This is a genomic window from Enterobacter cloacae complex sp. GF14B (genome assembly GCF_004136805.1).
Taxonomy (GTDB): domain Bacteria; phylum Pseudomonadota; class Gammaproteobacteria; order Enterobacterales; family Enterobacteriaceae; genus Enterobacter; species Enterobacter hormaechei_C.
In genome coordinates this window covers 1-22,363 of the sequence record NZ_QFRV01000058.1, presented here as the reverse complement: position 1 = coordinate 22,363, position 22,363 = coordinate 1, and the positions used below count along the sequence as shown (strand labels likewise).

The 22,363-nt window shown below is 54.7% G+C and carries 24 protein-coding genes; 20 read left to right on the top strand and 4 right to left on the bottom strand.

Translation table 11 applies throughout. The features are described from left to right. Window positions 1–5: 5 nt before the first annotated feature. The 11 genes from DD606_RS17505 (at window position 6) to ptsG (ending at window position 10,498) form a co-directional block, all read left to right on the top strand. Window positions 6–959 (top strand): beta-ketoacyl-ACP synthase III, encoded by a 954-nt coding sequence (locus tag DD606_RS17505; RefSeq protein WP_003857960.1) that lies wholly within the window; start codon window positions 6–8, stop codon window positions 957–959. Window positions 960–974: 15 nt separating this feature from the next. Then, entirely contained in the window at window positions 975–1,904 is a 930-nt protein-coding gene (gene fabD / locus DD606_RS17500; protein WP_045345714.1) for an ACP S-malonyltransferase, read from the top strand. Window positions 1,905–1,916: 12 nt separating this feature from the next. Next, window positions 1,917–2,651: a 3-oxoacyl-ACP reductase FabG gene (fabG, locus tag DD606_RS17495; RefSeq protein ID WP_003857956.1), complete on the top strand. Its 735-nt coding sequence runs from the start codon at window positions 1,917–1,919 to the stop codon at window positions 2,649–2,651. 154 nt (window positions 2,652–2,805) lie between these two features. Further along, on the top strand, window positions 2,806–3,042 hold the full coding sequence (gene acpP, locus DD606_RS17490; RefSeq protein WP_003857954.1) for an acyl carrier protein: 237 nt from the start codon (window positions 2,806–2,808) through the stop codon (window positions 3,040–3,042). A gap of 91 nt (window positions 3,043–3,133) precedes the next feature. After that, complete coding sequence (gene fabF / locus DD606_RS17485) at window positions 3,134–4,375, top strand: beta-ketoacyl-ACP synthase II (RefSeq protein ID WP_003857950.1); 1,242 nt, start codon at window positions 3,134–3,136, stop codon at window positions 4,373–4,375. 120 nt (window positions 4,376–4,495) lie between these two features. Beyond that, a complete protein-coding gene (pabC, locus tag DD606_RS17480; protein WP_045350108.1) occupies window positions 4,496–5,305 on the top strand; it encodes an aminodeoxychorismate lyase in 810 nt (269 codons plus the stop codon). Window positions 5,306–5,307: 2 nt separating this feature from the next. Continuing rightward, entirely contained in the window at window positions 5,308–6,330 is a 1,023-nt protein-coding gene (gene yceG, locus DD606_RS17475) for a cell division protein YceG (protein ID WP_045330553.1), read from the top strand. Then, entirely contained in the window at window positions 6,320–6,961 is a 642-nt protein-coding gene (gene tmk / locus DD606_RS17470) for a dTMP kinase (RefSeq protein ID WP_003857946.1), read from the top strand. Before yceG ends, tmk begins: the two co-directional genes overlap by 11 nt. Beyond that, window positions 6,958–7,962, top strand: coding sequence for a DNA polymerase III subunit delta' (gene holB, locus DD606_RS17465; protein ID WP_022650787.1), 1,005 nt, complete (start codon window positions 6,958–6,960; stop codon window positions 7,960–7,962). Before tmk ends, holB begins: the two co-directional genes overlap by 4 nt. 10 nt (window positions 7,963–7,972) lie before the next feature. After that, window positions 7,973–8,767 (top strand): metal-dependent hydrolase, encoded by a 795-nt coding sequence (locus tag DD606_RS17460; protein ID WP_003857943.1) that lies wholly within the window; start codon window positions 7,973–7,975, stop codon window positions 8,765–8,767. A 297-nt stretch (window positions 8,768–9,064) separates the two neighbouring features. Then, on the top strand, window positions 9,065–10,498 hold the full coding sequence (ptsG, locus tag DD606_RS17455) for a PTS glucose transporter subunit IIBC (protein ID WP_003857942.1): 1,434 nt from the start codon (window positions 9,065–9,067) through the stop codon (window positions 10,496–10,498). A gap of 141 nt (window positions 10,499–10,639) precedes the next feature. Here the strand turns inward: ptsG and fhuE are convergent, their stop codons facing one another. Beyond that, window positions 10,640–12,829: a ferric-rhodotorulic acid/ferric-coprogen receptor FhuE gene (fhuE, locus tag DD606_RS17445; RefSeq protein ID WP_058675216.1), complete on the bottom strand. Its 2,190-nt coding sequence runs from the start codon at window positions 12,827–12,829 to the stop codon at window positions 10,640–10,642. 353 nt (window positions 12,830–13,182) lie between these two features. Between fhuE and hinT the strand changes: the two genes are divergently transcribed. From hinT to DD606_RS17405, 8 genes are all read left to right on the top strand, one after another. Continuing rightward, window positions 13,183–13,542, top strand: coding sequence for a purine nucleoside phosphoramidase (gene hinT, locus DD606_RS17440; protein WP_006809243.1), 360 nt, complete (start codon window positions 13,183–13,185; stop codon window positions 13,540–13,542). Between the two features lies 1 nt (window position 13,543). Continuing rightward, complete coding sequence (locus DD606_RS17435; protein WP_003857939.1) at window positions 13,544–13,918, top strand: YcfL family protein; 375 nt, start codon at window positions 13,544–13,546, stop codon at window positions 13,916–13,918. A 13-nt stretch (window positions 13,919–13,931) separates the two neighbouring features. After that, a complete protein-coding gene (lpoB, locus tag DD606_RS17430; RefSeq protein WP_085929697.1) occupies window positions 13,932–14,576 on the top strand; it encodes a penicillin-binding protein activator LpoB in 645 nt (214 codons plus the stop codon). Continuing rightward, on the top strand, window positions 14,557–15,381 hold the full coding sequence (thiK, locus tag DD606_RS17425; protein WP_023324458.1) for a thiamine kinase: 825 nt from the start codon (window positions 14,557–14,559) through the stop codon (window positions 15,379–15,381). Before lpoB ends, thiK begins: the two co-directional genes overlap by 20 nt. A gap of 11 nt (window positions 15,382–15,392) precedes the next feature. Next, window positions 15,393–16,418 carry a beta-N-acetylhexosaminidase gene (gene nagZ, locus DD606_RS17420; protein WP_003857934.1) on the top strand — a complete coding sequence of 342 codons (1,026 nt, stop codon included), beginning with the start codon at window positions 15,393–15,395 and terminating at the stop codon, window positions 16,416–16,418. A gap of 31 nt (window positions 16,419–16,449) precedes the next feature. After that, window positions 16,450–16,992 (top strand): alpha/beta hydrolase YcfP, encoded by a 543-nt coding sequence (gene ycfP, locus DD606_RS17415; RefSeq protein WP_006809239.1) that lies wholly within the window; start codon window positions 16,450–16,452, stop codon window positions 16,990–16,992. Window positions 16,993–17,228: 236 nt separating this feature from the next. After that, window positions 17,229–18,533: an NAD(P)/FAD-dependent oxidoreductase gene (locus DD606_RS17410; protein WP_022650789.1), complete on the top strand. Its 1,305-nt coding sequence runs from the start codon at window positions 17,229–17,231 to the stop codon at window positions 18,531–18,533. Window positions 18,534–18,726: 193 nt separating this feature from the next. Continuing rightward, the gene (locus DD606_RS17405) at window positions 18,727–19,266 is read left to right on the top strand and encodes a glycine zipper 2TM domain-containing protein (protein WP_017384715.1); all 540 of its coding nucleotides are present in this window, start codon (window positions 18,727–18,729) and stop codon (window positions 19,264–19,266) included. A gap of 59 nt (window positions 19,267–19,325) precedes the next feature. On the opposite strand, the gene comR is transcribed toward DD606_RS17405, so the two are convergent. After that, on the bottom strand, window positions 19,326–19,961 hold the full coding sequence (comR, locus tag DD606_RS17400) for a TetR family copper-responsive transcriptional repressor ComR (RefSeq protein ID WP_022650790.1): 636 nt from the start codon (window positions 19,959–19,961) through the stop codon (window positions 19,326–19,328). A gap of 245 nt (window positions 19,962–20,206) precedes the next feature. On the opposite strand from comR, the gene bhsA reads away from it, so the two are divergent. After that, window positions 20,207–20,464, top strand: a complete 258-nt coding sequence (gene bhsA / locus DD606_RS17395; protein WP_045345718.1) for a multiple stress resistance protein BhsA — start codon at window positions 20,207–20,209, stop codon at window positions 20,462–20,464. A gap of 77 nt (window positions 20,465–20,541) precedes the next feature. Here bhsA and DD606_RS17390 read toward each other — a convergent pair whose 3' ends face one another. Both DD606_RS17390 and DD606_RS17385 read right to left on the bottom strand, forming a co-directional pair. After that, a complete protein-coding gene (locus DD606_RS17390; RefSeq protein ID WP_022650791.1) occupies window positions 20,542–21,507 on the bottom strand; it encodes a L,D-transpeptidase family protein in 966 nt (321 codons plus the stop codon). Window positions 21,508–21,651: 144 nt separating this feature from the next. After that, on the bottom strand, window positions 21,652–22,363 hold a 712-nt coding region (locus DD606_RS17385), incomplete at its 5' end, for a TRCF domain-containing protein (protein ID WP_306768315.1).

Below are 22,363 nucleotides of genomic sequence, written 5' to 3'. Positions count from 1 at the left end.
CGTACATGTATACGAAGATTTTAGGTACCGGCAGCTACCTGCCAAAACAAGTGCGTACCAACGCCGATCTTGAAAAAATGGTAGATACGTCTGACGAGTGGATTGTCACGCGCACAGGTATCCGTGAACGTCGTATCGCCGCGCCAGACGAAACTGTGTCCACCATGGGCTACGAAGCCGCTCAGCGAGCGCTTGAGATGGCTGGCATTGATAAAGAACAGATCGGGCTTATTGTGGTGGCGACCACCTCTGCCACGCATGCCTTCCCAAGCGCAGCGTGCCAGGTGCAGAACATGCTCGGCATCAAAGGCTGCCCGGCATTTGATGTTGCAGCAGCATGCGCGGGTTTCACCTATGCACTGAGCATCGCCGATCAGTATGTAAAATCGGGCGCCGTAAAATATGCGCTGGTGATCGGCGCTGACGTGCTGGCGCGTACCTGCGATCCAACCGATCGCGGCACGATCATTATTTTTGGCGATGGCGCGGGCGCGGTGCTGCTGGGGCAGTCCGAAGAGCCGGGCATCATCTCCACGCACCTGCATGCCGATGGCCGCTACGGCGAGCTGTTAACGCTGCCTAACGCCGATCGCGTTAATCCGGACAGTTCAATTTACCTGACAATGGCAGGTAACGAAGTGTTTAAAGTGGCCGTGACTGAACTGGCTCACATCGTTGATGAGACGCTGGAAGCGAACAATCTGGACCGCGCCGCACTCGACTGGCTGGTACCGCATCAGGCAAACCTGCGTATTATCAGCGCGACGGCGAAGAAGTTGGGCATGTCTATGGATAACGTTGTGGTGACGCTCGATCGCCACGGCAACACCTCTGCGGCATCGGTACCGTGCGCATTTGACGAAGCGGTACGCGATGGACGAATTAAACGGGGCCAACTGGTCTTGCTTGAAGCCTTTGGTGGCGGGTTCACCTGGGGTTCCGCGCTGGTTCGTTTCTAGGATAAGGATTAAAAAATGACGCAATTTGCTTTTGTGTTCCCGGGACAGGGCTCGCAAACTGTTGGGATGTTGTCTGAAATGGCAGCAAACTATCCGGTTATTGAAGAGACTTTCCGTGAAGCTTCTGACGCGCTGGGTTATGATCTGTGGGCGCTGACCCAACAGGGCCCCGCTGAAGAACTGAACAAAACCTGGCAGACTCAACCGGCACTGCTGGCGGCATCCGTCGCATTGTGGCGCGTATGGCAGCAGCAGGACGGCAAAGCGCCGACGCTGATGGCGGGTCATAGCCTCGGTGAATACTCTGCGCTGGTCTGCGCTGGCGTGATTGCCTTCGCTGACGCGGTACGCCTGGTTGAATTGCGTGGTAAATTCATGCAGGAAGCGGTGCCAGAAGGCACGGGCGGCATGTCTGCCATCATTGGTCTGGATGATGATTCTATCGCTAAAGCCTGTGAAGAATCTGCTGAAGGTCAGGTCGTTTCTCCGGTAAACTTTAACTCGCCAGGCCAGGTGGTAATCGCGGGTCATAAAGAAGCGGTTGAGCGTGCAGGCGCTGCCTGTAAAGCTGCGGGCGCAAAACGTGCACTGCCCCTGCCGGTGAGCGTGCCGTCTCACTGCGCGCTGATGAAGCCCGCAGCCGATAAGCTCGCGGTTGAGCTGGAAAAAATGACCTTTAACGCACCGACGATTTCCGTTGTGAATAACGTCGATGTGAAGTGCGAAACCGCGCCGGAGGCTATCCGTAACGCGCTGGTTCGCCAGCTCTACAGCCCGGTTCAGTGGACTAAAACTGTTGAATTTATGGCGTCTCAGGGCGTGGAACATCTGTATGAAGTCGGTCCAGGTAAAGTACTTACCGGTCTGACAAAACGTATTGTAGATACCCTGACTGCCTCGGCGATTAACGAGCCGGAAGCCATGAAAGCGGCACTCTCGCAATAAAAGAGGAATACCATGAGTTTTGAAGGAAAAATTGCCCTGGTGACCGGCGCAAGCCGCGGTATTGGGCGCGCTATTGCTGAAACACTGGTTGCGCGCGGCGCAACGGTGATCGGGACTGCGACCAGCGAGAATGGCGCACAGGCCATCAGCGACTATCTGGGTGCGAACGGTAAAGGTCTGGTACTGAATGTGACTGAACCAGCATCTATCGAATCTGTTCTGGAAAATATTCGCGCAGAGTTTGGCGAAGTGGATATTCTGGTCAATAATGCCGGGATCACTCGCGACAACCTGCTGATGCGAATGAAAGACGACGAGTGGAACGATATTATCGAAACCAACCTGTCATCTGTATTCCGTCTGTCAAAAGCGGTAATGCGCGCTATGATGAAAAAGCGTCATGGTCGTATTATCACTGTAGGTTCTGTGGTTGGTACCATGGGAAATGCTGGTCAGGCTAACTACGCTGCGGCGAAAGCAGGTCTGATCGGTTTCAGTAAGTCGCTGGCGCGTGAAGTCGCGTCCCGCGGAATTACTGTAAACGTTGTTGCTCCGGGCTTTATTGAAACGGACATGACGCGTGCGCTAACTGATGAGCAGCGTGCGGGTACGCTGGCGGCAGTTCCAGCGGGTCGTCTTGGCGACCCTAAAGAAATCGCCAGCGCGGTTGCATTTTTAGCCTCTGACGAAGCGGGTTACATCACTGGTGAAACCCTCCACGTCAACGGCGGGATGTACATGGTTTAATCACGATCGAAAATATTTGCGTTATTTGGGCAAATGGCCTCAAAATAACGTAAAATCGTGGTAAGACCTGCCGGGATTTAGTTGCAAATTTTTCAACATTTTATACACTACGAAAACCATCGCGAAAGCGAGTTTTGATAGGAAATTTAAGAGTATGAGCACTATCGAAGAACGCGTTAAGAAAATTATCGGCGAACAGCTGGGCGTTAAGCAGGAAGAAGTTGTGAACTCCGCTTCCTTTGTTGAAGACCTGGGCGCAGATTCTCTTGACACCGTTGAGCTGGTAATGGCTCTGGAAGAAGAGTTTGATACTGAGATTCCGGACGAAGAAGCTGAGAAAATCACCACCGTTCAGGCTGCCATTGATTACATCAACGGTCACCAGGCGTAAGTGAACATCTCCAGGCGGTCATTCGACCGCCTGAGTTTTATCTTTTGTTGTCCCACGAATCTCTTTTTTTATCCCTCCCTGGAGGACAAGCGTGTCTAAGCGTCGTGTAGTTGTGACCGGACTTGGCATGTTGTCTCCTGTCGGCAATACCGTAGAGTCCACCTGGAAAGCTCTCCTTGCCGGTCAGAGCGGCATCAGCCTAATCGACCATTTCGATACTAGCGCCTATGCAACGAAATTTGCTGGCTTAGTAAAGGATTTTAACTGTGAAGAGATCATCTCGCGCAAAGAACAGCGCAAGATGGATGCCTTCATTCAATATGGAATTGTCGCTGGCGTTCAGGCCATGCAGGATTCTGGCCTTGAGATTACGGAAGAGAACGCGACCCGTATCGGCGCCGCTATCGGCTCCGGGATTGGCGGTCTTGGTCTGATTGAAGAAAACCATACATCTCTGATGAATGGCGGCCCGCGTAAAATCAGCCCGTTCTTCGTTCCGTCTACGATTGTCAACATGGTGGCAGGTCACCTGACCATTATGTTCGGCCTGCGTGGCCCAAGCATCTCAATCGCGACAGCCTGTACGTCTGGCGTGCATAACATCGGCCAGGCCGCGCGTATCATTGCGTACGGCGATGCAGATGCTATGGTTGCGGGCGGCGCTGAAAAAGCCAGTACCCCACTGGGCGTCGGTGGTTTCGGTGCAGCGCGTGCGCTCTCTACCCGAAACGATAATCCTCAGGCGGCGAGCCGTCCGTGGGATAAAGACCGTGATGGTTTCGTGCTGGGTGACGGTGCAGGCATGATCGTACTGGAAGAGTACGAACACGCGAAAAAACGTGGCGCGAAAATTTATGCTGAAGTTGTTGGCTTTGGCATGAGCAGCGATGCTTATCACATGACGTCTCCTCCAGAGAATGGCGCAGGTGCTGCGCTGGCGATGGAAAACGCCATCCGTGATGCGGGCATTACGCCGGCACAGATTGGCTACGTTAACGCGCACGGGACGTCTACCCCTGCGGGCGATAAAGCAGAAGCGCAGGCTGTTAAGTCTATCTTCGGCGAATCTGCCAGCCGTGTGCTGGTGAGCTCCACGAAATCCATGACCGGTCACCTGCTGGGCGCTGCGGGGGCAGTAGAGTCAATCTACTCTATTCTCGCGCTGCGCGATCAGGCTGTACCACCAACCATCAACCTGGATAACCCGGATGAAGGTTGCGATCTGGACTTCGTTCCTCACGAAGCGCGCCAGGTTAGCGGTATGGAGTATACCCTGTGTAACTCCTTCGGCTTCGGTGGGACTAACGGTTCTCTGATCTTCAAAAAGGTCTGAGTCTGGTTAGTCGCTGACGATAAAAAAGGTCCGCTTGCCGGGCCTTTTTTATTAGGCGAAATCCCCTTGTCCGGCTGTTCACATCCTGCCAGACTGAGCCTCCACGCATAAGGAGCCACTATGTTTTTGATTAATGGCCTTGAGCAAGACACGCTGCCGGCAAGCGACAGGGCGACCCAGTTTGGCGATGGCTGTTTCACGACTGCGCGTATTCTCGACGGTGACGTGTGCCTGCTCGGGGCCCATATCCTTCGTTTACAAAAAGCCTGCGAAACATTACTGATCCCCTTCTCGCAGTGGGACATTCTTGAAAGTGAGATGCGTCGGCTGGCGTCAGAAAAAGCAAGCGGCGTCCTGAAAGTCATTATCAGCCGCGGGAGCGGTGGCAGGGGCTATAGCGGTTCTGCCTGTCTGCATCCTACGCGGATCCTTTCCGTTTCAGATTATCCTTCCCATTATGCGCACTGGCGTGAAGAGGGCGTAGCCCTGGCGCTAAGTCCGGTACGTCTGGGAAGAAACCCGATGCTCGCTGGCATAAAACATCTCAACCGCCTTGAACAGGTGCTAATTCGTACTCATCTTGAGCAGACGGAGGCCGGGGAGGCGCTGGTTCTTGACAGCGAAGGGTACATTACGGAATGCTGTGCGGCTAATTTACTCTGGCGGAAGGGTAGTGACGTGTTCACGCCTTCGCTGGAGCAGGCCGGCGTCAACGGCATTATGCGGCAGTTTTGTATGCACCAGCTGGCACGCGCAGGCTTTCGTGTTGTCGAAGTCAACGCTAAGGAAGAGGCGCTGTTGGCTGCCGATGAAGTTGTTATCTGCAATGCGCTGATGCCCGTTGTCCCCGTTCGCGCTTATGGCCGCAAATGCTGGTCATCCCGCGAGCTGTTCCAGTTTCTGGCCCCGTTATGTGAGCAAACCAGGTAGTCATGAAGAAAATGTTACGCTTTGTCCTCCTTCTGATCGTTGCGTTAGGTATCGCTGGCGGAGCAGGAGTGTGGAAAGTCCGTCAGCTGGCGGAGAGTCAGATCCTGATAAAAGACGAGACGATTTTTACCCTGAAAGCGGGGACCGGGCGGCAGGCGCTTGGTCAGCAGCTGTATGACGACAAAATTATCAATCGCCCACGCGTATTCCAGTGGCTGCTGCGTATTGAACCGGACCTGTCCCATTTCAAGGCCGGTACCTATCGCTTTACCCCTGGCATGACCGTGCGCGAGATGCTGCAACTGCTGGAAAGTGGTAAAGAAGCCCAGTTCCCGCTGCGTTTCGTGGAAGGTATGCGTCTGAGCGATTACCTCAGGCAGCTGCGTGACGCGCCGTACATCAAGCATACGCTGAAAGATGACCGCTACCAGACCGTGGCAGACGCCTTAAAATTCGAACATCCCGAGTGGGTGGAAGGCTGGTTCTGGCCCGATACGTGGATGTATACGGCAGGCACGACGGATGTGGCCATTCTGAAGCGCGCGCACAACAAAATGGTCGCGGCGGTAGACGCTGCCTGGGAAGGGCGAGCAGAAGGCCTGCCTTATAAAGATCAAAACCAGTTCATGACGATGGCCTCGATCATCGAGAAAGAGACGGCCGTTGCTGCCGAACGTGACCAGGTTGCCTCGGTGTTTATTAACCGTCTGCGCATCGGCATGCGTTTGCAAACCGATCCTACCGTCATCTACGGCATGGGCGAAAACTACAACGGCAGGATTTCCAGAAAAGATCTGGAGACGCCAACGGCGTATAATACCTACGTGATTAGCGGCCTGCCGCCTGGACCGATTGCGACGCCGAGTGAAGCATCGTTGAAGGCCGCCGCGCACCCGGCCAAAACGCCGTATCTCTATTTTGTGGCTGACGGAAAAGGGGGGCACACGTTCAATACCAACCTGGCCAGCCACAATCGCTCCGTTCAGGACTATCTGAAGGCACTTAAGGAAAAAAATGCGCAGTAAATACATTGTCATTGAGGGACTCGAAGGGGCGGGCAAAACAACTGCCCGTAACGTGGTGGTGGATACGCTTACGTCGCTTGGCGTTGCCGACATGGTCTTCACCCGCGAGCCGGGCGGTACGCAGCTGGCGGAAAAACTGCGCAGCCTGGTTCTGGATATCAAATCCGTTGGCGATGAAGTTATTACCGACAAAGCGGAAGTGCTGATGTTCTATGCGGCGCGCGTTCAGCTGGTGGAGACGGTGATCAAACCCGCTCTGGCAGAAGGGAAATGGGTGATTGGCGATCGCCACGATCTCTCAACCCAGGCATATCAGGGCGGTGGCCGGGGTATCGACCAGACCATGCTGGCTACGCTTCGCGACGCGGTTCTGGGCGATTTCCGTCCTGACCTGACGCTGTATCTGGACGTGACCCCTGAGGTGGGCCTGAAGCGCGCCCGTGCCCGCGGCGAACTGGACCGCATTGAACAGGAATCTTTTGATTTCTTTAACCGCACCCGTGCGCGTTATCTGGAGCTGGCCGGGCAGGACAAGACCATTCGTACCATCGATGCGACGCAATCCCTTGAAGACGTTACGCGTGATATTCAGCAGACAGTTACGCAGTGGCTACAGGAGCAGCAGGCATGAAATGGTATCCATGGTTGCGCCCACACTTTGAACAGCTGATCGGCAGCTATCAGGTTGGTCGGGGGCATCATGCGTTACTGATCCAGGCGCTTCCGGGAATGGGTGATGATGCGTTGATTTACGCCATCACCCGCTTTCTGATGTGCCAACAGCCGGAAGGACATAAAAGCTGCGGTAAGTGCCGGGGTTGCCAGCTCATGCAGGCGGGCACGCATCCTGACTATTACACCCTCGAACCCGAGAAAGGCAAAAATACGCTCGGTATCGACGCGGTGCGTGAGGTCAGTGAGAAACTGTACGAATATGCGCGTCTGGGCGGGGCGAAAGTGGTGTGGCTGAAAGACGCCGCGCTGCTCACGGAAGCCGCAGCCAACGCCCTGTTAAAAACCCTGGAAGAGCCGCCAGAGAACACCTGGTTTTTCCTCTCCTGCCGCGAGCCGGAACGCTTGCTGGCGACGCTGCGCAGTCGCTGCCGTCTTCACCACCTCGCTGTCCCTCAGGAATACTGGTCGCTCGCCTGGCTTGAGCGAGAAGTGACGGTGTCACAAGACGCGGCGCGCTCGGCGTTGCGCCTGTGCAGCGGTGCGCCTGCGGCTGCGCTGGCCTTATTGCAGCCGGAGGTGTGGTCCCAGCGTGAAACGCTGTGTCGTGCGGTTGAATCAGCCCTCGACAGCCATGACTGGCTGAGCATGCTGCCAGCGCTGAACAGCGATCAGGCTCCGGAACGGCTGCACTGGCTGGCCGCACTGCTGCTGGATGCGCTCAAAATTCAGCAGGGGGCTACGCTTCTGACTAACCCTGACGTGTGGGCGTTGGTCACCACACTGGCGAATCGCCTGTCAGGGCAGTCGCTGCACGCTATCCTTCATGATATCTGCCAGAGTCGTGAACAACTTTTGACGGTAACCGGTCTCAATCGCGAGCTTTTACTGACCGACCAGTTACTGCGTATCGAACACTACCTGCAACCGGGTGTCATACCGCCGGTTTCCCACCTCTGAGAGAGACATTATGTTTTTAGTCGACTCACACTGCCATCTCGATGGCCTGGATTATCAATCCCTGCATAAAAATGTGGACGACGTGCTGGCGAAAGCCGCCGCGCGCGATGTGAAATTTTGCCTGGCCGTGGCGACCACGCTGCCGGGTTACCGCTCCATGCGTGAACTGGTAGGCGAGCGCGATAATGTCGTCTTCTCCTGCGGCGTGCATCCGCTGAATCAGGATGAAGCTTACGACGTTGAGGATTTACGCCGTCTTGCCGCAGAAGAGGGCGTAGTGGCGATGGGCGAGACCGGTCTGGACTATTTCTACACCCCCGAAACAAAACCTCGCCAGCAGGAATCCTTCCGCAACCACATCCGTATTGGCCGTGAGCTGAATAAGCCGGTTATCGTTCATACCCGCGATGCGCGCGCCGACACGCTGGCGATCCTGCGGGAAGAAAAGGTGACGGATTGCGGTGGCGTACTACACTGTTTCACAGAAGACAGAGAAACGGCGGGTAAGCTGCTTGATTTAGGCTTTTATATTTCATTCTCGGGGATTGTCACGTTCCGCAATGCTGAGCAACTGCGTGATGCGGCGCGCTATGTTCCGCTGGATCGTATTCTGGTGGAAACCGATTCCCCGTACCTGGCGCCGGTGCCTCATCGCGGCAAAGAGAATCAGCCAGCGATGACCCGGGATGTCGCTGAGTATATGGCCGTTCTGAAAGGTGTCAGTATCGAAGAACTGGCTCGCGTGACAACGAAAAACTTCGCCAGCCTGTTCCATATCGACCCCGCCCGCCTGCAATCTGTCTGATACACCTGTTATTTTTAGGCTCGTAATTAATAAGTAAAACGAGTAAAGTTCACCGCCTCATTTGGGGCGGTGATGGCGTTTTTAGACACATCCAGACATGCTTTATGTAAATATCTGCAAGTTTTTTGGCCGTCTTGAACTGAAACGTGATAGCCGTCAAACAAACTCAGAGGGAATTATTTTACTCTGTGTAATAAATAAAGGGCGCTTAGATGTCCTGTCCACGGCGCGGTACTCCCCCCGGGCCAATGCGTGAAAACGTAAAAAAAGCACAAATACTCAGGAGCACTCTCAATTATGTTTAAGAATGCATTTGCTAACCTGCAAAAGGTCGGTAAATCGCTGATGCTGCCAGTATCCGTACTGCCTATCGCAGGTATCCTGCTGGGTGTCGGTTCTGCAAACTTCAGCTGGCTGCCAGCCGTAGTTTCCCACGTGATGGCCGAAGCAGGCGGTTCTGTTTTTGCTAACATGCCGCTGATCTTCGCTATCGGTGTTGCTCTGGGCTTCACCAATAACGACGGTGTATCCGCTCTGGCGTCCGTTGTTGCTTACGGCATCATGGTGAAAACCATGGCTGTGGTTGCGCCGCTGGTCCTGCATTTACCTGCTGAAGAGATTGCCGCTAAGCACCTGGCAGACACCGGTGTTCTCGGTGGTATCATCTCCGGTGCGATTGCAGCGTACATGTTTAACCGCTTCTATCGCATCAAGCTGCCTGAGTATCTGGGCTTCTTCGCGGGTAAACGTTTTGTGCCGATCATTTCTGGTCTGGCCGCGATTTTCACCGGTGTTGTCCTGTCCTTCATCTGGCCACCAATCGGTACGGCAATCCAGACCTTCTCTCAGTGGGCGGCTTACCAGAACCCGGTTGTGGCGTTCGGTATCTACGGCTTCATTGAGCGCTGCCTGGTACCATTTGGTCTGCATCACATCTGGAACGTTCCATTCCAGATGCAGATTGGTGAATACACCAACGCAGCAGGCCAGGTGTTCCACGGCGACATCCCACGCTACATGGCGGGTGACCCAACGGCAGGTAAACTGTCTGGTGGCTTCCTGTTCAAAATGTACGGTCTGCCAGCTGCCGCAATTGCGATTTGGCACTCTGCTAAACCAGAGAACCGTGCAAAAGTGGGCGGTATTATGATCTCCGCAGCGCTGACCTCGTTCCTGACCGGTATCACCGAGCCGATCGAGTTCTCCTTCATGTTCGTTGCGCCGATCCTGTACATCATCCACGCGGTACTGGCAGGTCTGGCATTCCCAATCTGTATCCTGCTGGGTATGCGTGACGGTACGTCCTTCTCTCACGGTCTGATCGACTTCATCGTTCTGTCCGGTAACAGCAGCAAGCTGTGGCTGTTCCCAATCGTGGGTGCAGGCTACGCAGTGGTGTACTACACCGTCTTCCGCGTGCTGATCAAAGCACTGGACCTGAAAACGCCGGGTCGTGAAGATGCAACGGAAGACAGCAAAGCCGGTGCGACCAGCGAAATGGCGCCTGCTCTGGTAGCTGCTTTCGGCGGTAAAGAGAACATCACTAACCTGGACGCGTGTATCACTCGTCTGCGTGTGAGCGTTGCCGACGTTGCGAAAGTAGACCAGCCGGGTCTGAAAAAACTGGGCGCAGCGGGCGTCGTTGTTGCAGGTTCTGGTGTTCAGGCAATCTTCGGTACTAAATCCGATAACCTGAAAACTGAAATGGATGAGTACATCCGCAACAACTAAGCTGTGACCTGGGGAGACTAAGGCAGCCGAATGGCTGCCTTTTTTATTATTGCGGCTTGTGGTGCCGGGTGGCGGCTGCGCCTTACCTGGCCTACGTGATGGGTAGGCCCGGTAAGCGCAGCGCCACCGGGCTTCTGTCACTCAGAAATCGTAGCTCGCGCTCACCGAGACGTTCAGCGGCGCGCCATACACCGCATACGATCCGACGTAGTCGTAATACTCTTTGTCGAACAGGTTGTTGACGTTAGCCTGTACCGCAAAATCTTTGGTGACCTGATAACGGCTGAACAGGTTCACCAGCCCATAGCTGCCTTGCTCCGCGCGGGAACGTCCTGCCGGGCCGCCTTCCACGTCCGTCCACACTTTGTTCTGCCAGTTTACGCCACCGCCCACGGTCAGTTCCGGCAGCATTGGCAACTGATAGCGGGTGAAGAGCTTCATGGTTGTGCGCGGCTGATCGGAGCTGACGGCGTTGCCATTCTTATCTTCTGCGATGTAACGCGTCGCGCCGAAGGTCAGCTGCCAGTTATCGGTCAGGGCACCGTTGAGCTCGAACTCGACCCCTTTGCTGACCACCCCGTCCAGCGATTCATAGATCGACTCACCGCTCGGCATGTAGGTATAGGTATTGCTGGCGACGTTATCCTGCTCAATGCGGAAAATCCCCAGTGAGGTGGTGAGGCGGGTATTAAACCAGTCTGCCTTCACCCCGGCTTCGTAGCTTTTGCCCGTGGTAGGGTCGAGATAACGTCCGTTGGCATCGCGCTTATCCTGCGGCTGGAAGATAGAGGTATAGCTGACGTAGGTCGACCAGTCCTCACTGATGTCATACACCAGGCCAGCGTACGGCGTGACATCATCTTTGGTGCTTTCCAGACGGGTATTCGGCGATCCTGCCGGGTTATAACGAATATTGTATTGGGTGTAGCGCGCGCCCAGGATCAGGTGCAGCGGATCGGCCAGCGAGAAACGAGCCGACGAATAGGCTGAAGACTGGCGAATATCATCCTTGCTGTAGAGTTTCCACGGCGTCCACTGCGGATCGGCGATGTTCCCGTTCCAGTTCTTAAAGTTGCCGACATCCACCATGCCGTATACCGCATCCGGCATGGAGTTGTCGTAATGGTTACGCTGACGGCTGAAGCTGCCGCCGAACATCATTTCGTGCTGACGGCCAAAGAGATCGAAGCCGCCGCGCAGGAAGGCGTCAACCGCATCCTGTTTACGTTCCCCACGGTTCCAGCCGCCGTAACCTACCAGGCCCGCACCGGTCTCTTTATCCGGATAGCCGGACATATACATCAGTTTGGAGTCGAAGTTGGTTTCAGCGTGCATACCGTTGATATGCGCTTCCCAGCCATTATCGAAACGCTGAGTCAGGTTAGCGAAGATGCGGGTGCTGTCTTTATCTGAATAGGCCCAGTCAGGCGCGACGGTCTGGCTGCGATTGTAGTGGGTCTTACTTCCGTCGCTGTACCAGGTCGGCAGTCCGCCCCAGGTTGGGTCGGCGGTATGGCTTTCCTGATACTCATACCCTACCGAGAGAGTCGTGCTGTCGGTGACATCCGCGTCCATCACGCCGTAGAGGAATTTCTTCCGGTAGTGGTAGTTATCCACGAAGCTGTCGTTGTCCTGATAACCGGTGATCAGACGACCCCGTACCTTACCTGACTCTACCAGCGGCGCCTGGAGATCCAGCACGTAGCGCTGCTTGTCCCAGCTGCCGTAGCTGGCGGAGACGTTACCTTTAAATTCCGGGCTGTCCGCGTGCTTACGCACCATATTAACGTACGCCGCCGGGTTCCCCGTGCCGGACATCAGGCCGGTGGCGCCGCGAACCACTTCAATGCGGTCATAAATCGCGGTATCGGCGGCGGTATCACCAAAGTTCCACACTTCACTGATGGAGGTTGGCAAGTCGTCATAGGCGTAGTTGCTGACGAAAAAGCCGCGTGAGTAAAACACGGTACGGTCGCTGTCCTGCACCTGGGCCGTAATGCCCGTGGTGTTCGTCAGCACCTGTCCGATGGATTGCAGATTCTGGTCAGCCATACGTTGCTGGCTGATAACGCTGACGGACTGTGGGATGTCGCGGGGAACCAACAACAGTTTGGTGCCGGTGGTGGTGGTTTTTACGCTGTAATCCTGATCCTGGCTGGCAGAAAGATCCTGTGTGTTGTCAAAACCCCCGTCAACGACAACGGTATCTTCGGTGGTTGAAGCAGCGAAAGCGGCGGTTGGCGTCAATGCCATAGCAATGCAGGCGGCCAGCAACGAAGGTGTTGCGGCAGGCTGACGTTGCCCATCCCTGGTGTGATTAATGAAAGACATCATCAAACCCTTAGTGAATGGTGAAGGTATTTCGCGACAGTCCCGCTAGCACGGGCTGACGTCGTTTTCTATGTTAAAAATGCGCATGAAAATGCAAATGCGAAATATACGCATTGTGATTAACGCTGTAAACAGATGTTTCGGGATGAACTGAAATAAGGTTTCAGAAAAGAAATGTCCTAAAGCGATGCCTCTTCAGCCAGATGGGGGACAATCAGGAAAGAAATCACGGGAGAAGGTTGAAAGGACAGGAGAAACTCGCTCATACTCTTGTCTTGTGTCACGCAGTAAATCAGACAATGTGTGTTAACAACGGACGCACGACGCCAGATTAAACTTAAAAGGAAAAGGTCATGGCTGAAGAAACGATTTTCAGTAAAATTATCCGCCGCGAAATTCCGTCGGATATTGTCTATCAAGATGAACTGGTCACGGCTTTCCGCGACATTTCTCCCCAGGCGCCGACGCACATCCTTATTATTCCCAATATTCTGATCCCGACCGTTAATGACGTTAAAACCGAGCATGAAGTGGCGCTGGGCCGTATGCTGACGGTGGCCGCGAAAATCGCTGAGCAGGAAGGGATTGCTGAAGACGGATACCGTTTGATCATGAACTGTAATCGCCATGGCGGCCAGGAAGTCTATCATATTCATATGCATCTGCTGGGTGGACGTCCACTGGGACCGATGCTGGCACATAAAGGTCTTTAATATGTTAACTGGGCGTATTGCAGCGCTGATCGTGACGCTGGTAATGGTTGGGTGCAGCGCGCGTCCAGCCATCCCGGTCAGTGAAGAACAGACGCTGGTGATGGAGTCCTCAGTGCTTGCTGCGGGCATCACGGCGGAGAAGCCTTCGCTGACCATAAGCGAAATCCAGTCTTCAGCCTCTTCTACGCTCTATAACGAAAGGCAAGAGCCAGTGACGGTGCATTATCGCTTCTACTGGTATGACGTGAGAGGTCTTGAGATGCACCCGCTTGAGGCGCCGCGCAGCGTGACCATCCCGGCAAGATCGTCGGTCACGCTCTACGGCAGCGCCAGCTATCTGGGTGCACATAAGGTGAGACTTTATCTTTATTTGTAAGGAGTGAACCTTGATTAAAACAATGAGCCGTTATGCGCTCCTGAGTGCCTTTGCACTCTTTCTGGCGGGTTGTGTGACGCGAACGGAAGAACCTGCACCGGTGGATCAGGCGAAGCCGGGAACGGAACAGCCAACAACGCCAGCGCAGCCTGTTCCAACCGTGCCGTCTGTACCGACCATTCCGGCGCAGCCTGGCCCGATCGAACATCCGGACGACACCGCACAGCCTGCGCCGCGAGTACGCCACTATGACTGGAATGGCGCAATGCAGCCGATGGTGGGCAAAATGTTGCAGGCACAGGGTGTTACGCCCGGCAGCGTGCTGCTGGTGGACAGCGTGAACAACCGTACAAACGGTTCCCTGAATGCGGGAGAAGCGACGGAAACCCTGCGCAACGCGCTGGCAAACAACGGTAAATTTACGCTGGTCTCTGCTCAGCAGCTCGCGGTCGCAAAGCAGCAGCTTGGTCTGTCGCCTCAGGACAGCCTGGGTTCGCGCAGTAAAGCGATTGGTATTGCCCGCAACGTTGGCGCGCAGTATGTCCTTTATTCTAACGCGACAGGCAACGTGAACACGCCGTCGTTGCAGATGCAGTTAATGCTGGTTCAGACCGGCGAAATTATCTGGTCAGGTAAAGGTGCCGTTACGCAACAATAAGCGCACGCGTCATGAGGTCCTGACGCGTTATTTCCCTCAATACCATGTTATCGCGCCGCAAGCCCCCGCCGGGCTTGGCGGCGCGAGTTGCATTATTGAGCATGGCGACCATCGGCTGGTTTTACGTCAGCATCACGATGCCGCCGCGCCTGCCTCCCATTTTCGTCGCCAGTTCCGCGCCCTGAAGCGCCTGCCCGCCGACCTTGCGCCACAACCTCATCTCTTTATTAGAGACTGGATGGCGGTGGCGTTTATTGCGGGTGAGATCAAAAGCGAGCTTCCCGATACGCCTGCGCTGGCAGCCATGCTGTATCATCTGCATCGCCAGCCGCGTCTGGGCTGGCGGGTAACGTTACTTCCTTTGCTGGATCACTACTGGCAGCAGGCTGCGCCTGGACGACGCACGCCCTACTGGCTGGCGCAGCTTAAGCGGTTGCGTAAAGCGGGAGAGCCGCAGGCGTTACGTCTGGCGCCGCTGCATATGGATGTCCACGCGGGGAATATCGTTCATACCACGGCAGGCGAGAAACTTATCGACTGGGAATATGCCGGAGACGGTGACGTGGCGCTCGAACTTGCTGCGGTCTGGATGCCTGATGAGGCGTCGCGCGAGCAGCTGATAACCGCCTATGCCCGAAACGCCAACATCAATGCGCTCACCCTTGCGCGGCAGGTCGCGCGCTGGCGTCCGTGGGTGTTGATGCTGATGGCGGGATGGTTTGAAATGCGCCTTCAGCAGACAGGTGACAAACAATTTATTGCGCTGGCAAATGATGCCTGGCGTCAGTTACAAACGAAAGGATAAGAGAGGTTGGTGTGGGTCCAGTAATGTTGGATGTCGAAGGATTTGAGCTGGATGCGGAAGAGCGCGAAATTCTGGCGCATCCGCTGGTAGGGGGGCTGATTCTTTTCACCCGCAATTATCATGATCCGGAGCAGTTGCGTGAGCTGGTTCGCCAGATCCGTGCGGCGTCGCGCAATCACCTGGTGGTGGCCGTAGACCAGGAAGGTGGGCGTGTGCAGCGTTTCCGCGAAGGGTTTACCCGTTTACCCGCCGCGCAATCTTTTGCTGCGCTGCTGGGGATCGAAGAGGGCGGTCAACTGGCGCAGGATGCCGGCTGGCTGATGGCCAGCGAGATGATCGCCATGGATATCGACATCAGCTTCGCCCCGGTGCTGGACGTAGGACACATTAGCGCGGCAATTGGTGAGCGTTCGTATCATGACGATCCGCGTATTGCGCTGGCAATGGCGACGCGCTTTATTGACGGTATGCATGCTGCGGGCATGAAAACCACCGGCAAACATTTCCCGGGCCACGGGGCGGTGACGGCGGATTCCCATAAAGAAACCCCGCGCGATCCGCGCCCGGAAGCAGACATTCGCGCTAAAGATATGTCGGTTTTCCGCTCGCTGATCGCTGATAACAAGCTGGATGCCATCATGCCTGCGCACGTCATCTACAGTGAGGTCGATCCGCGTCCGGCCAGCGGCTCTCCACACTGGCTTAAAACCGTGCTGCGTCAGGAGTTAGGCTTCAATGGCGTAATTTTCTCTGACGATTTATCCATGGAAGGGGCGGCGATTATGGGTAGCTATGCCGAACGTGGGCAGGCTTCGCTGGATGCGGGTTGCGATATGATCCTCGTCTGCAATAATCGTAAAGGGGCGGTGAGCGTGCTGGATAACCTGTCGCCGATCAATGCTGAACGTGTTACACAATTGTATCATAAAGGTTCATTTAGTCGTCAGGAGCTGATGGACTCGGCGCGCTGGAAAACGGTAAACGCCCGGCTTGAAGCCCTGAACGAGCGCTGGCAGGCACATAAAGCAGCCCTTTAATTCATCCCGGAAGGCGTAGCGTGGTGAGACGATGATCATCTATTTACACGGTTTTGACTCAAACAGTCCTGGTAATCATGAGAAAGTGCTGCAATTGCAGTTTATCGATCCGGATGTCCGGCTGATCAGTTACAGCACACGTCATCCGAAGCATGACATGCAGCATCTGCTTAAAGAAGTGGATAAAATGTTGCAGCTCAATATCGACGATCGCCCGCTGATCTGCGGCGTGGGGTTAGGAGGATACTGGGCAGAGCGCATCGGTTTTTTGTGCGATATCCGTCAGGTCATTTTTAATCCTAACCTGTTTCCGAACGAAAACATGGAAGGCAAAATCGATCGCCCGGAGGAGTACGCCGACATCGCCACCAAATGCGTGAGCAATTTCCGTGAAAAGAACCGCGATCGGTGTCTGGTGATCCTCTCCCGCAACGATGAAGCGCTGAACAGCTCCCGCGCCGCCGAGCTTCTGCACCATTACTACGAAATTGTCTGGGACGAAGAGCAGACCCACAAGTTCAAAAACATTTCCCCGCACTTGCAGCGTATTAAAGCCTTTAAAACGCTGGGCTGATCTCCCTGAACCTGATAAAGGCTCGGTACGCGAAAGCGTACCGGGCCTCTTTTTTGTCAGAGTTGTCTACTTTTAAACCATCAAAACTTGATACATATCAATTTTGGTATGACCAATGCGCCTGACGTGCTATTCTCAATGAATCTGAATGGTTTCAGTGCAGTAACCTGTTGTTAATTAAGGGTTATTTATATAACTTTTAATTAACAATTGGTTAATAATTTGAGGGGGTCACGTTGACTACGCCATTGAAAAAGATAGTGATTGTCGGCGGTGGTGCTGGCGGACTGGAGCTGGCGACGCAGCTGGGTAAGAAACTGGGTCGCGGTAAGAAAGCCAAAATCACGCTGGTGGATCGTAACCACAGCCATCTGTGGAAGCCGTTACTGCACGAAGTGGCGACCGGGTCGCTGGATGAGGGCGTGGATGCGCTCAGCTATCTGGCGCATGCGCGTAACCATCACTTCCAGTTCCAGCTGGGTTCGGTGGTGGATATCAATCGTGAAAACAAAACCATCACGCTGGCTGAGCTGCGTGATGATAAAGGCGAGTTGCTGGTTCCTGAGCGCAAGCTGGCCTATGACACGCTGGTGATGGCCCTGGGCAGTACCTCCAATGATTTCAACACCCCAGGCGTAAAAGAGCACTGCATCTTCCTGGATAACCCGCATCAGGCGCGTCGTTTCCATCAGGAGATGCTTAACCTGTTCCTGAAGTACACCAACAACATGGGTGCTAACGGCAAGGTCAACATTGCTATCGTGGGCGGCGGCGCAACGGGCGTTGAATTATCGGCGGAGTTGCACAATGCGGTCAAGCAGCTGCACAGCTACGGCTACAAAGGGCTGACTAACGAAGCGCTGAATGTGACGCTGGTGGAAGCAGGTGAACGCATTCTGCCTGCGCTTCCGCCGCGTATTTCCGGCGCGGCGCACAACGAGCTGACTAAACTGGGCGTGCGCGTGCTGACCCAGACCATGGTGACCAGCGCGGATGAGGGCGGCCTGCATACCAAAGACGGCGAGTACATCCAGGCCGACCTGATGGTCTGGGCTGCGGGGATCAAAGCGCCTGATTTCATGAAAGATATCGGTGGGCTGGAGACAAACCGCATTAACCAGCTGGTGACAGAGCCGACGCTGCAAACCACGCGCGATCCGGACATCTTCGCCATCGGCGACTGTGCCTCCTGCGCACGTCCGGAAGGCGGATTTGTCCCGCCTCGCGCTCAGGCTGCGCACCAGATGGCAAGCCTCGTGCTGCATAACATCCTGGCGCAGATAAAAGGCAAACCGATGAAAGCCTATGTCTACAAAGACCACGGCTCTCTGGTGTCGCTCTCAAACTTCTCCACCGTGGGCAGCCTGATGGGTAACCTGATGCGCGGCTCCATGATGGTGGAAGGGCGCATCGCCCGCTTCGTGTACATTTCTCTGTACCGTATGCACCAGATTGCGCTGCACGGCTACTTCAAAACCGGCCTGATGATGCTGGTTGGCCGCATCAACCGCGTGATCCGTCCACGCCTGAAGCTGCACTAATTTCTCTCTCCCTCCGGACCCTCCGGAGGGAATTCTTAGCACATCATGCTGTGCATTTCCCTCCTGACGCTTAAGAGTTCTCTTAAACCCACGTTGTCCCGGCCAACAACCCTGATTTTGATCCTTTATCTTATTGGCGAAGCGTTTATTGCGCTGCAAAATTGCTACCAATTGCAACAAAGGAGGAAGTCCCGTGAATAAATCAATGTTGGCGGGTATAGGGATTGGCGTCGCAGCTGCGTTAGGTGTGGCTGCCGTTGCCAGTCTGAACGTACTTGATCGTGGCCCGCAGTATGCGCAGGTGGTTTCCGCTACACCGATCAAAGAGACGGTCAAGACGCCTCGTCAGGAGTGCCGTAATGTTTCTGTCACCCATCGTCGTCCGGTTCAGGATGAAAACCGTATCGCTGGCTCCGTGCTGGGCGCGGTTGCTGGTGGGGTGATTGGTCATCAGTTTGGTGGCGGCCGTGGTAAGGATGTCGCGACGGTGGTTGGTGCGTTGGGTGGCGGTTATGCCGGTAACCAGGTGCAGGGCGCGATGCAGGAAAATGATACCTACACCACAACGCAGCAGCGCTGTAAAACCGTGTATGACAAGTCTGAAAAAATGTTGGGCTACGACGTAACCTACAAAATTGGCGATCAGCAGGGCAAAATCCGCATGGATAAAGATCCTGGTACGCAGATCCCTCTCGACAGCAATGGTCAGCTGATACTGAATAACAAAGTGTAAAAAAGATGTTCTCTGAACTTAGCTCCTCATGCGCTCAGGCTGAGGAGCTTTTTTTTGCGTCAGAGTTTAAGAAGTTCAGGCCACAGGCGCAGCGTTGTGTGCGTAATCCCCTGCAATTTTTCCAGCGTCGCGCCTTCACGGGCGCTGATGGACATCCCCTGTAAAATACAGCTCAGATACTGGGCCAGCTCCTGCGGACGGCAATGCGCCGGGATTTCGCCGCGCAGCTGACGCTGAGCCAGAAACGTGCTGAGCGTCTCCTCCTGCATCGCATGTCGCGATTTGACCGTGTTGGCAATCTCTTTAGACGATGCCGCGAGGGTCGCGGAGGTGTTGATCATAAAACACCCCGCAGGCGTGTCCTTGCTGGTATAGCAGGTCGCGATTGCCGTGAAATAATCCTGTAATGCCTGCTCAACCGTTTTTTCTTCACAGAATAGCTGGGCTTCATGTTTTGCCGCGAAGCGCGAGATGTATCTGTCCAGAACGGCCCGGAATAAGCCTTCTTTGTTGGTGAACTCTGCGTACAGGGTAGGGGCTTTAGCACCCGTAGCTTCCACGAGATCGGAAAGCGACGTGGCTTCATACCCATGCTGCCAGAAGAGCGTCATGGCCTTATCGAGCGCCGCATCCCTGTCGAACACTTTTGGTCGGCCACGGCTTTTCTTTGCGCAACGCGTGACATCGGTTGTCATGTGCCGTTGGTCCTCTGTTGTTTTGTTGAATAGTCATTATAAAAATAAACGTCTGCAACGACCAGCGGTGATTTCTGAAAAATAATTTAATTTTATCTTTTTGAAATATAAGGCAAATGAAATTAATTTAACGACCATTATAAAAATGAGTTGACGTGTGACCTGGATCACATCTATCATTTACCTATCGATCGTTAACTAAATAACTAACGACCACTACATCATCTGCCTAAAGGTATAAAATCATGAAAAACGTTAAAACCCTCATCGCTGCCGCCGTTCTGAGTTCACTCTCTTTCGCAAGCTTCGCTGCTGTTGAAGTGCAATCCACTCCAGCAGACCAGCAGAAAGTCGGTACCATCTCTGCCACTGCCGGGACTAACCTGGGCTCTCTGGAAGATCAGCTGGCGCAAAAAGCTGACGAAATGGGTGCGAAATCATTCCGCATCACCTCTGTGACCGGTCCTAACACCCTGCACGGTACCGCAATTATCTACAAATAAGCGTAACGCAACCCTCCGTTATGCCACTGCAATAAAAAACGCCCTGCTGATGCAGGGCGTTTGTCGTTATTGCTGCTTTACATTGACTGCTGAGCAACCTCATGATGCCGCGTAACATCGGTTGGCATCCCCGAACGTGCTTCCATCGCCCGCTCCATCACTGCGCCATCGGTGTTGGCATTCGTTTTAAAGCTCACCATCGAGGCATTCAGATTAATCGGCAACGTCTGCGGATCGTCATTGATGTTTTTCGATAGCGGCTGGTGGATCTCAACCAGACGGACGCCACCTGGCTCTTCAGATACTTTAATCGGCGTATTAATGATATTCACTTTCGTGCCAGGGGCGATCACGCGGTAGAGCGTTTTGATATCGTCATCGCGCAGGCGAATGCAGCCGGAGCTGACGCGCATCCCGATCCCGAAATCCGCATTCGTTCCGTGCAGAAGATAAACCCCACCATATGCCGCCAGGCGAATTGCATGATGCCCCATCGGATTATCCGGGCCAGCAGGTACCACGGCGGGCAGGTCGATACCTTGAGCTTTATAACGGGCGCGAATGTTTGCCGTCGGGGTCCAGGTAGGATTAGCGCGCTTATCAGAGACGGTGGTGACCATGGTAGGTGTGAGCGTATCGCCCCCCAGTTGACCAATACCGATAGGGTAGACGGTCACTTCGTTCTTGCCCGGCGGGTAGTAATACAGACGTAGCTCGGCGAGGTTAATCACAATGCCCTGACGCGGCGCGTCCGGCAGGATGGTTTGCAGCGGAATCGTCAGTACGCTGCCCGCCCGGGGCACGTACGGATCTACCCCCGGGTTGGCCTGCAACAGCGCCAGGAACCCGACGTTATATTTTTTGGCAATCGCTTCCAGCGAGCCGCCATCGTTTTCAACCACGTGAAAGCGGTTTTCACCTACGACGTTGCTGCCGGCGGGCGGAAGAGGCCAGGTATTGGCGCGAGCAGGGAGCGCGACGGCAACCGTCGCGGCCAGCGCAACCAGAGTTAACCAGCGGGTAAAACGCGAAGAAATCATCATTATGATAATCCATACAAATGATAAGGTTATTGTTTTATAAGGCGTTAATGATAATTATGGCGAATGTATAGTCGGGAAGATCGGGCGAAGTGCAAAGAGTTTGTAAATTGTCCCCCACCAGCCGGGCGCTGGCGGGGGAAACCGTTATGCGATGGCGTTCTCTTCCAACTGACGCATAAAGTTACGCACCCAGTCCATGCGGGTTTTACGTTCCGTCAGATCCTGAGTAAATTTCAGACGCGTAGGGCCATCAAGACGGAAATGCTGCGGCTGTTTTTGCAGGAGGCCAATCAGCCACATCGGATCGACGTGGTTCTTTTCGGCAAACTCAATTACGCCGCCTTTCTCATTGCCTTCAAGTTTGCGAATGCCCAGCTTCTGCGCCTGCTGACGCAGGCGGGCAATATCCAGCAGGTTGCGCGCCGCATCGGGCAATATCCCAAAACGGTCAATCAGTTCGACTTTGATCTCTTCCAGCTCGCCTTCGCTTTTCGCGCTGGCAATGCGTTTGTAGAACGACAGACGGGTATTCACGTCAGGAATAAAATCATCCGGCAGCAGGGAAGGCATGCGCAGTTCCACTTCGGTCTGCTGGCTGGTGAGATCTTCCAGAGACGGTTCACGTCCGGCTTTAAGCGCGTCGACGGCATTTTCCAGCAGCTCCATATACAGCGAGAAACCGATGGTTTCCATGGAGCCGCTCTGGTCTTCACCCAGCAGCTCACCGGCGCCGCGGATCTCCAGGTCGTGGGTCGCCAGCGCAAAGCCAGCGCCCAGATCTTCCAGCGAGGCGATCGCTTCCAGACGCTTTTGCGCGTCGGTGGTCATTGCCTTCGGATGCGGCGTCAGCAGCCAG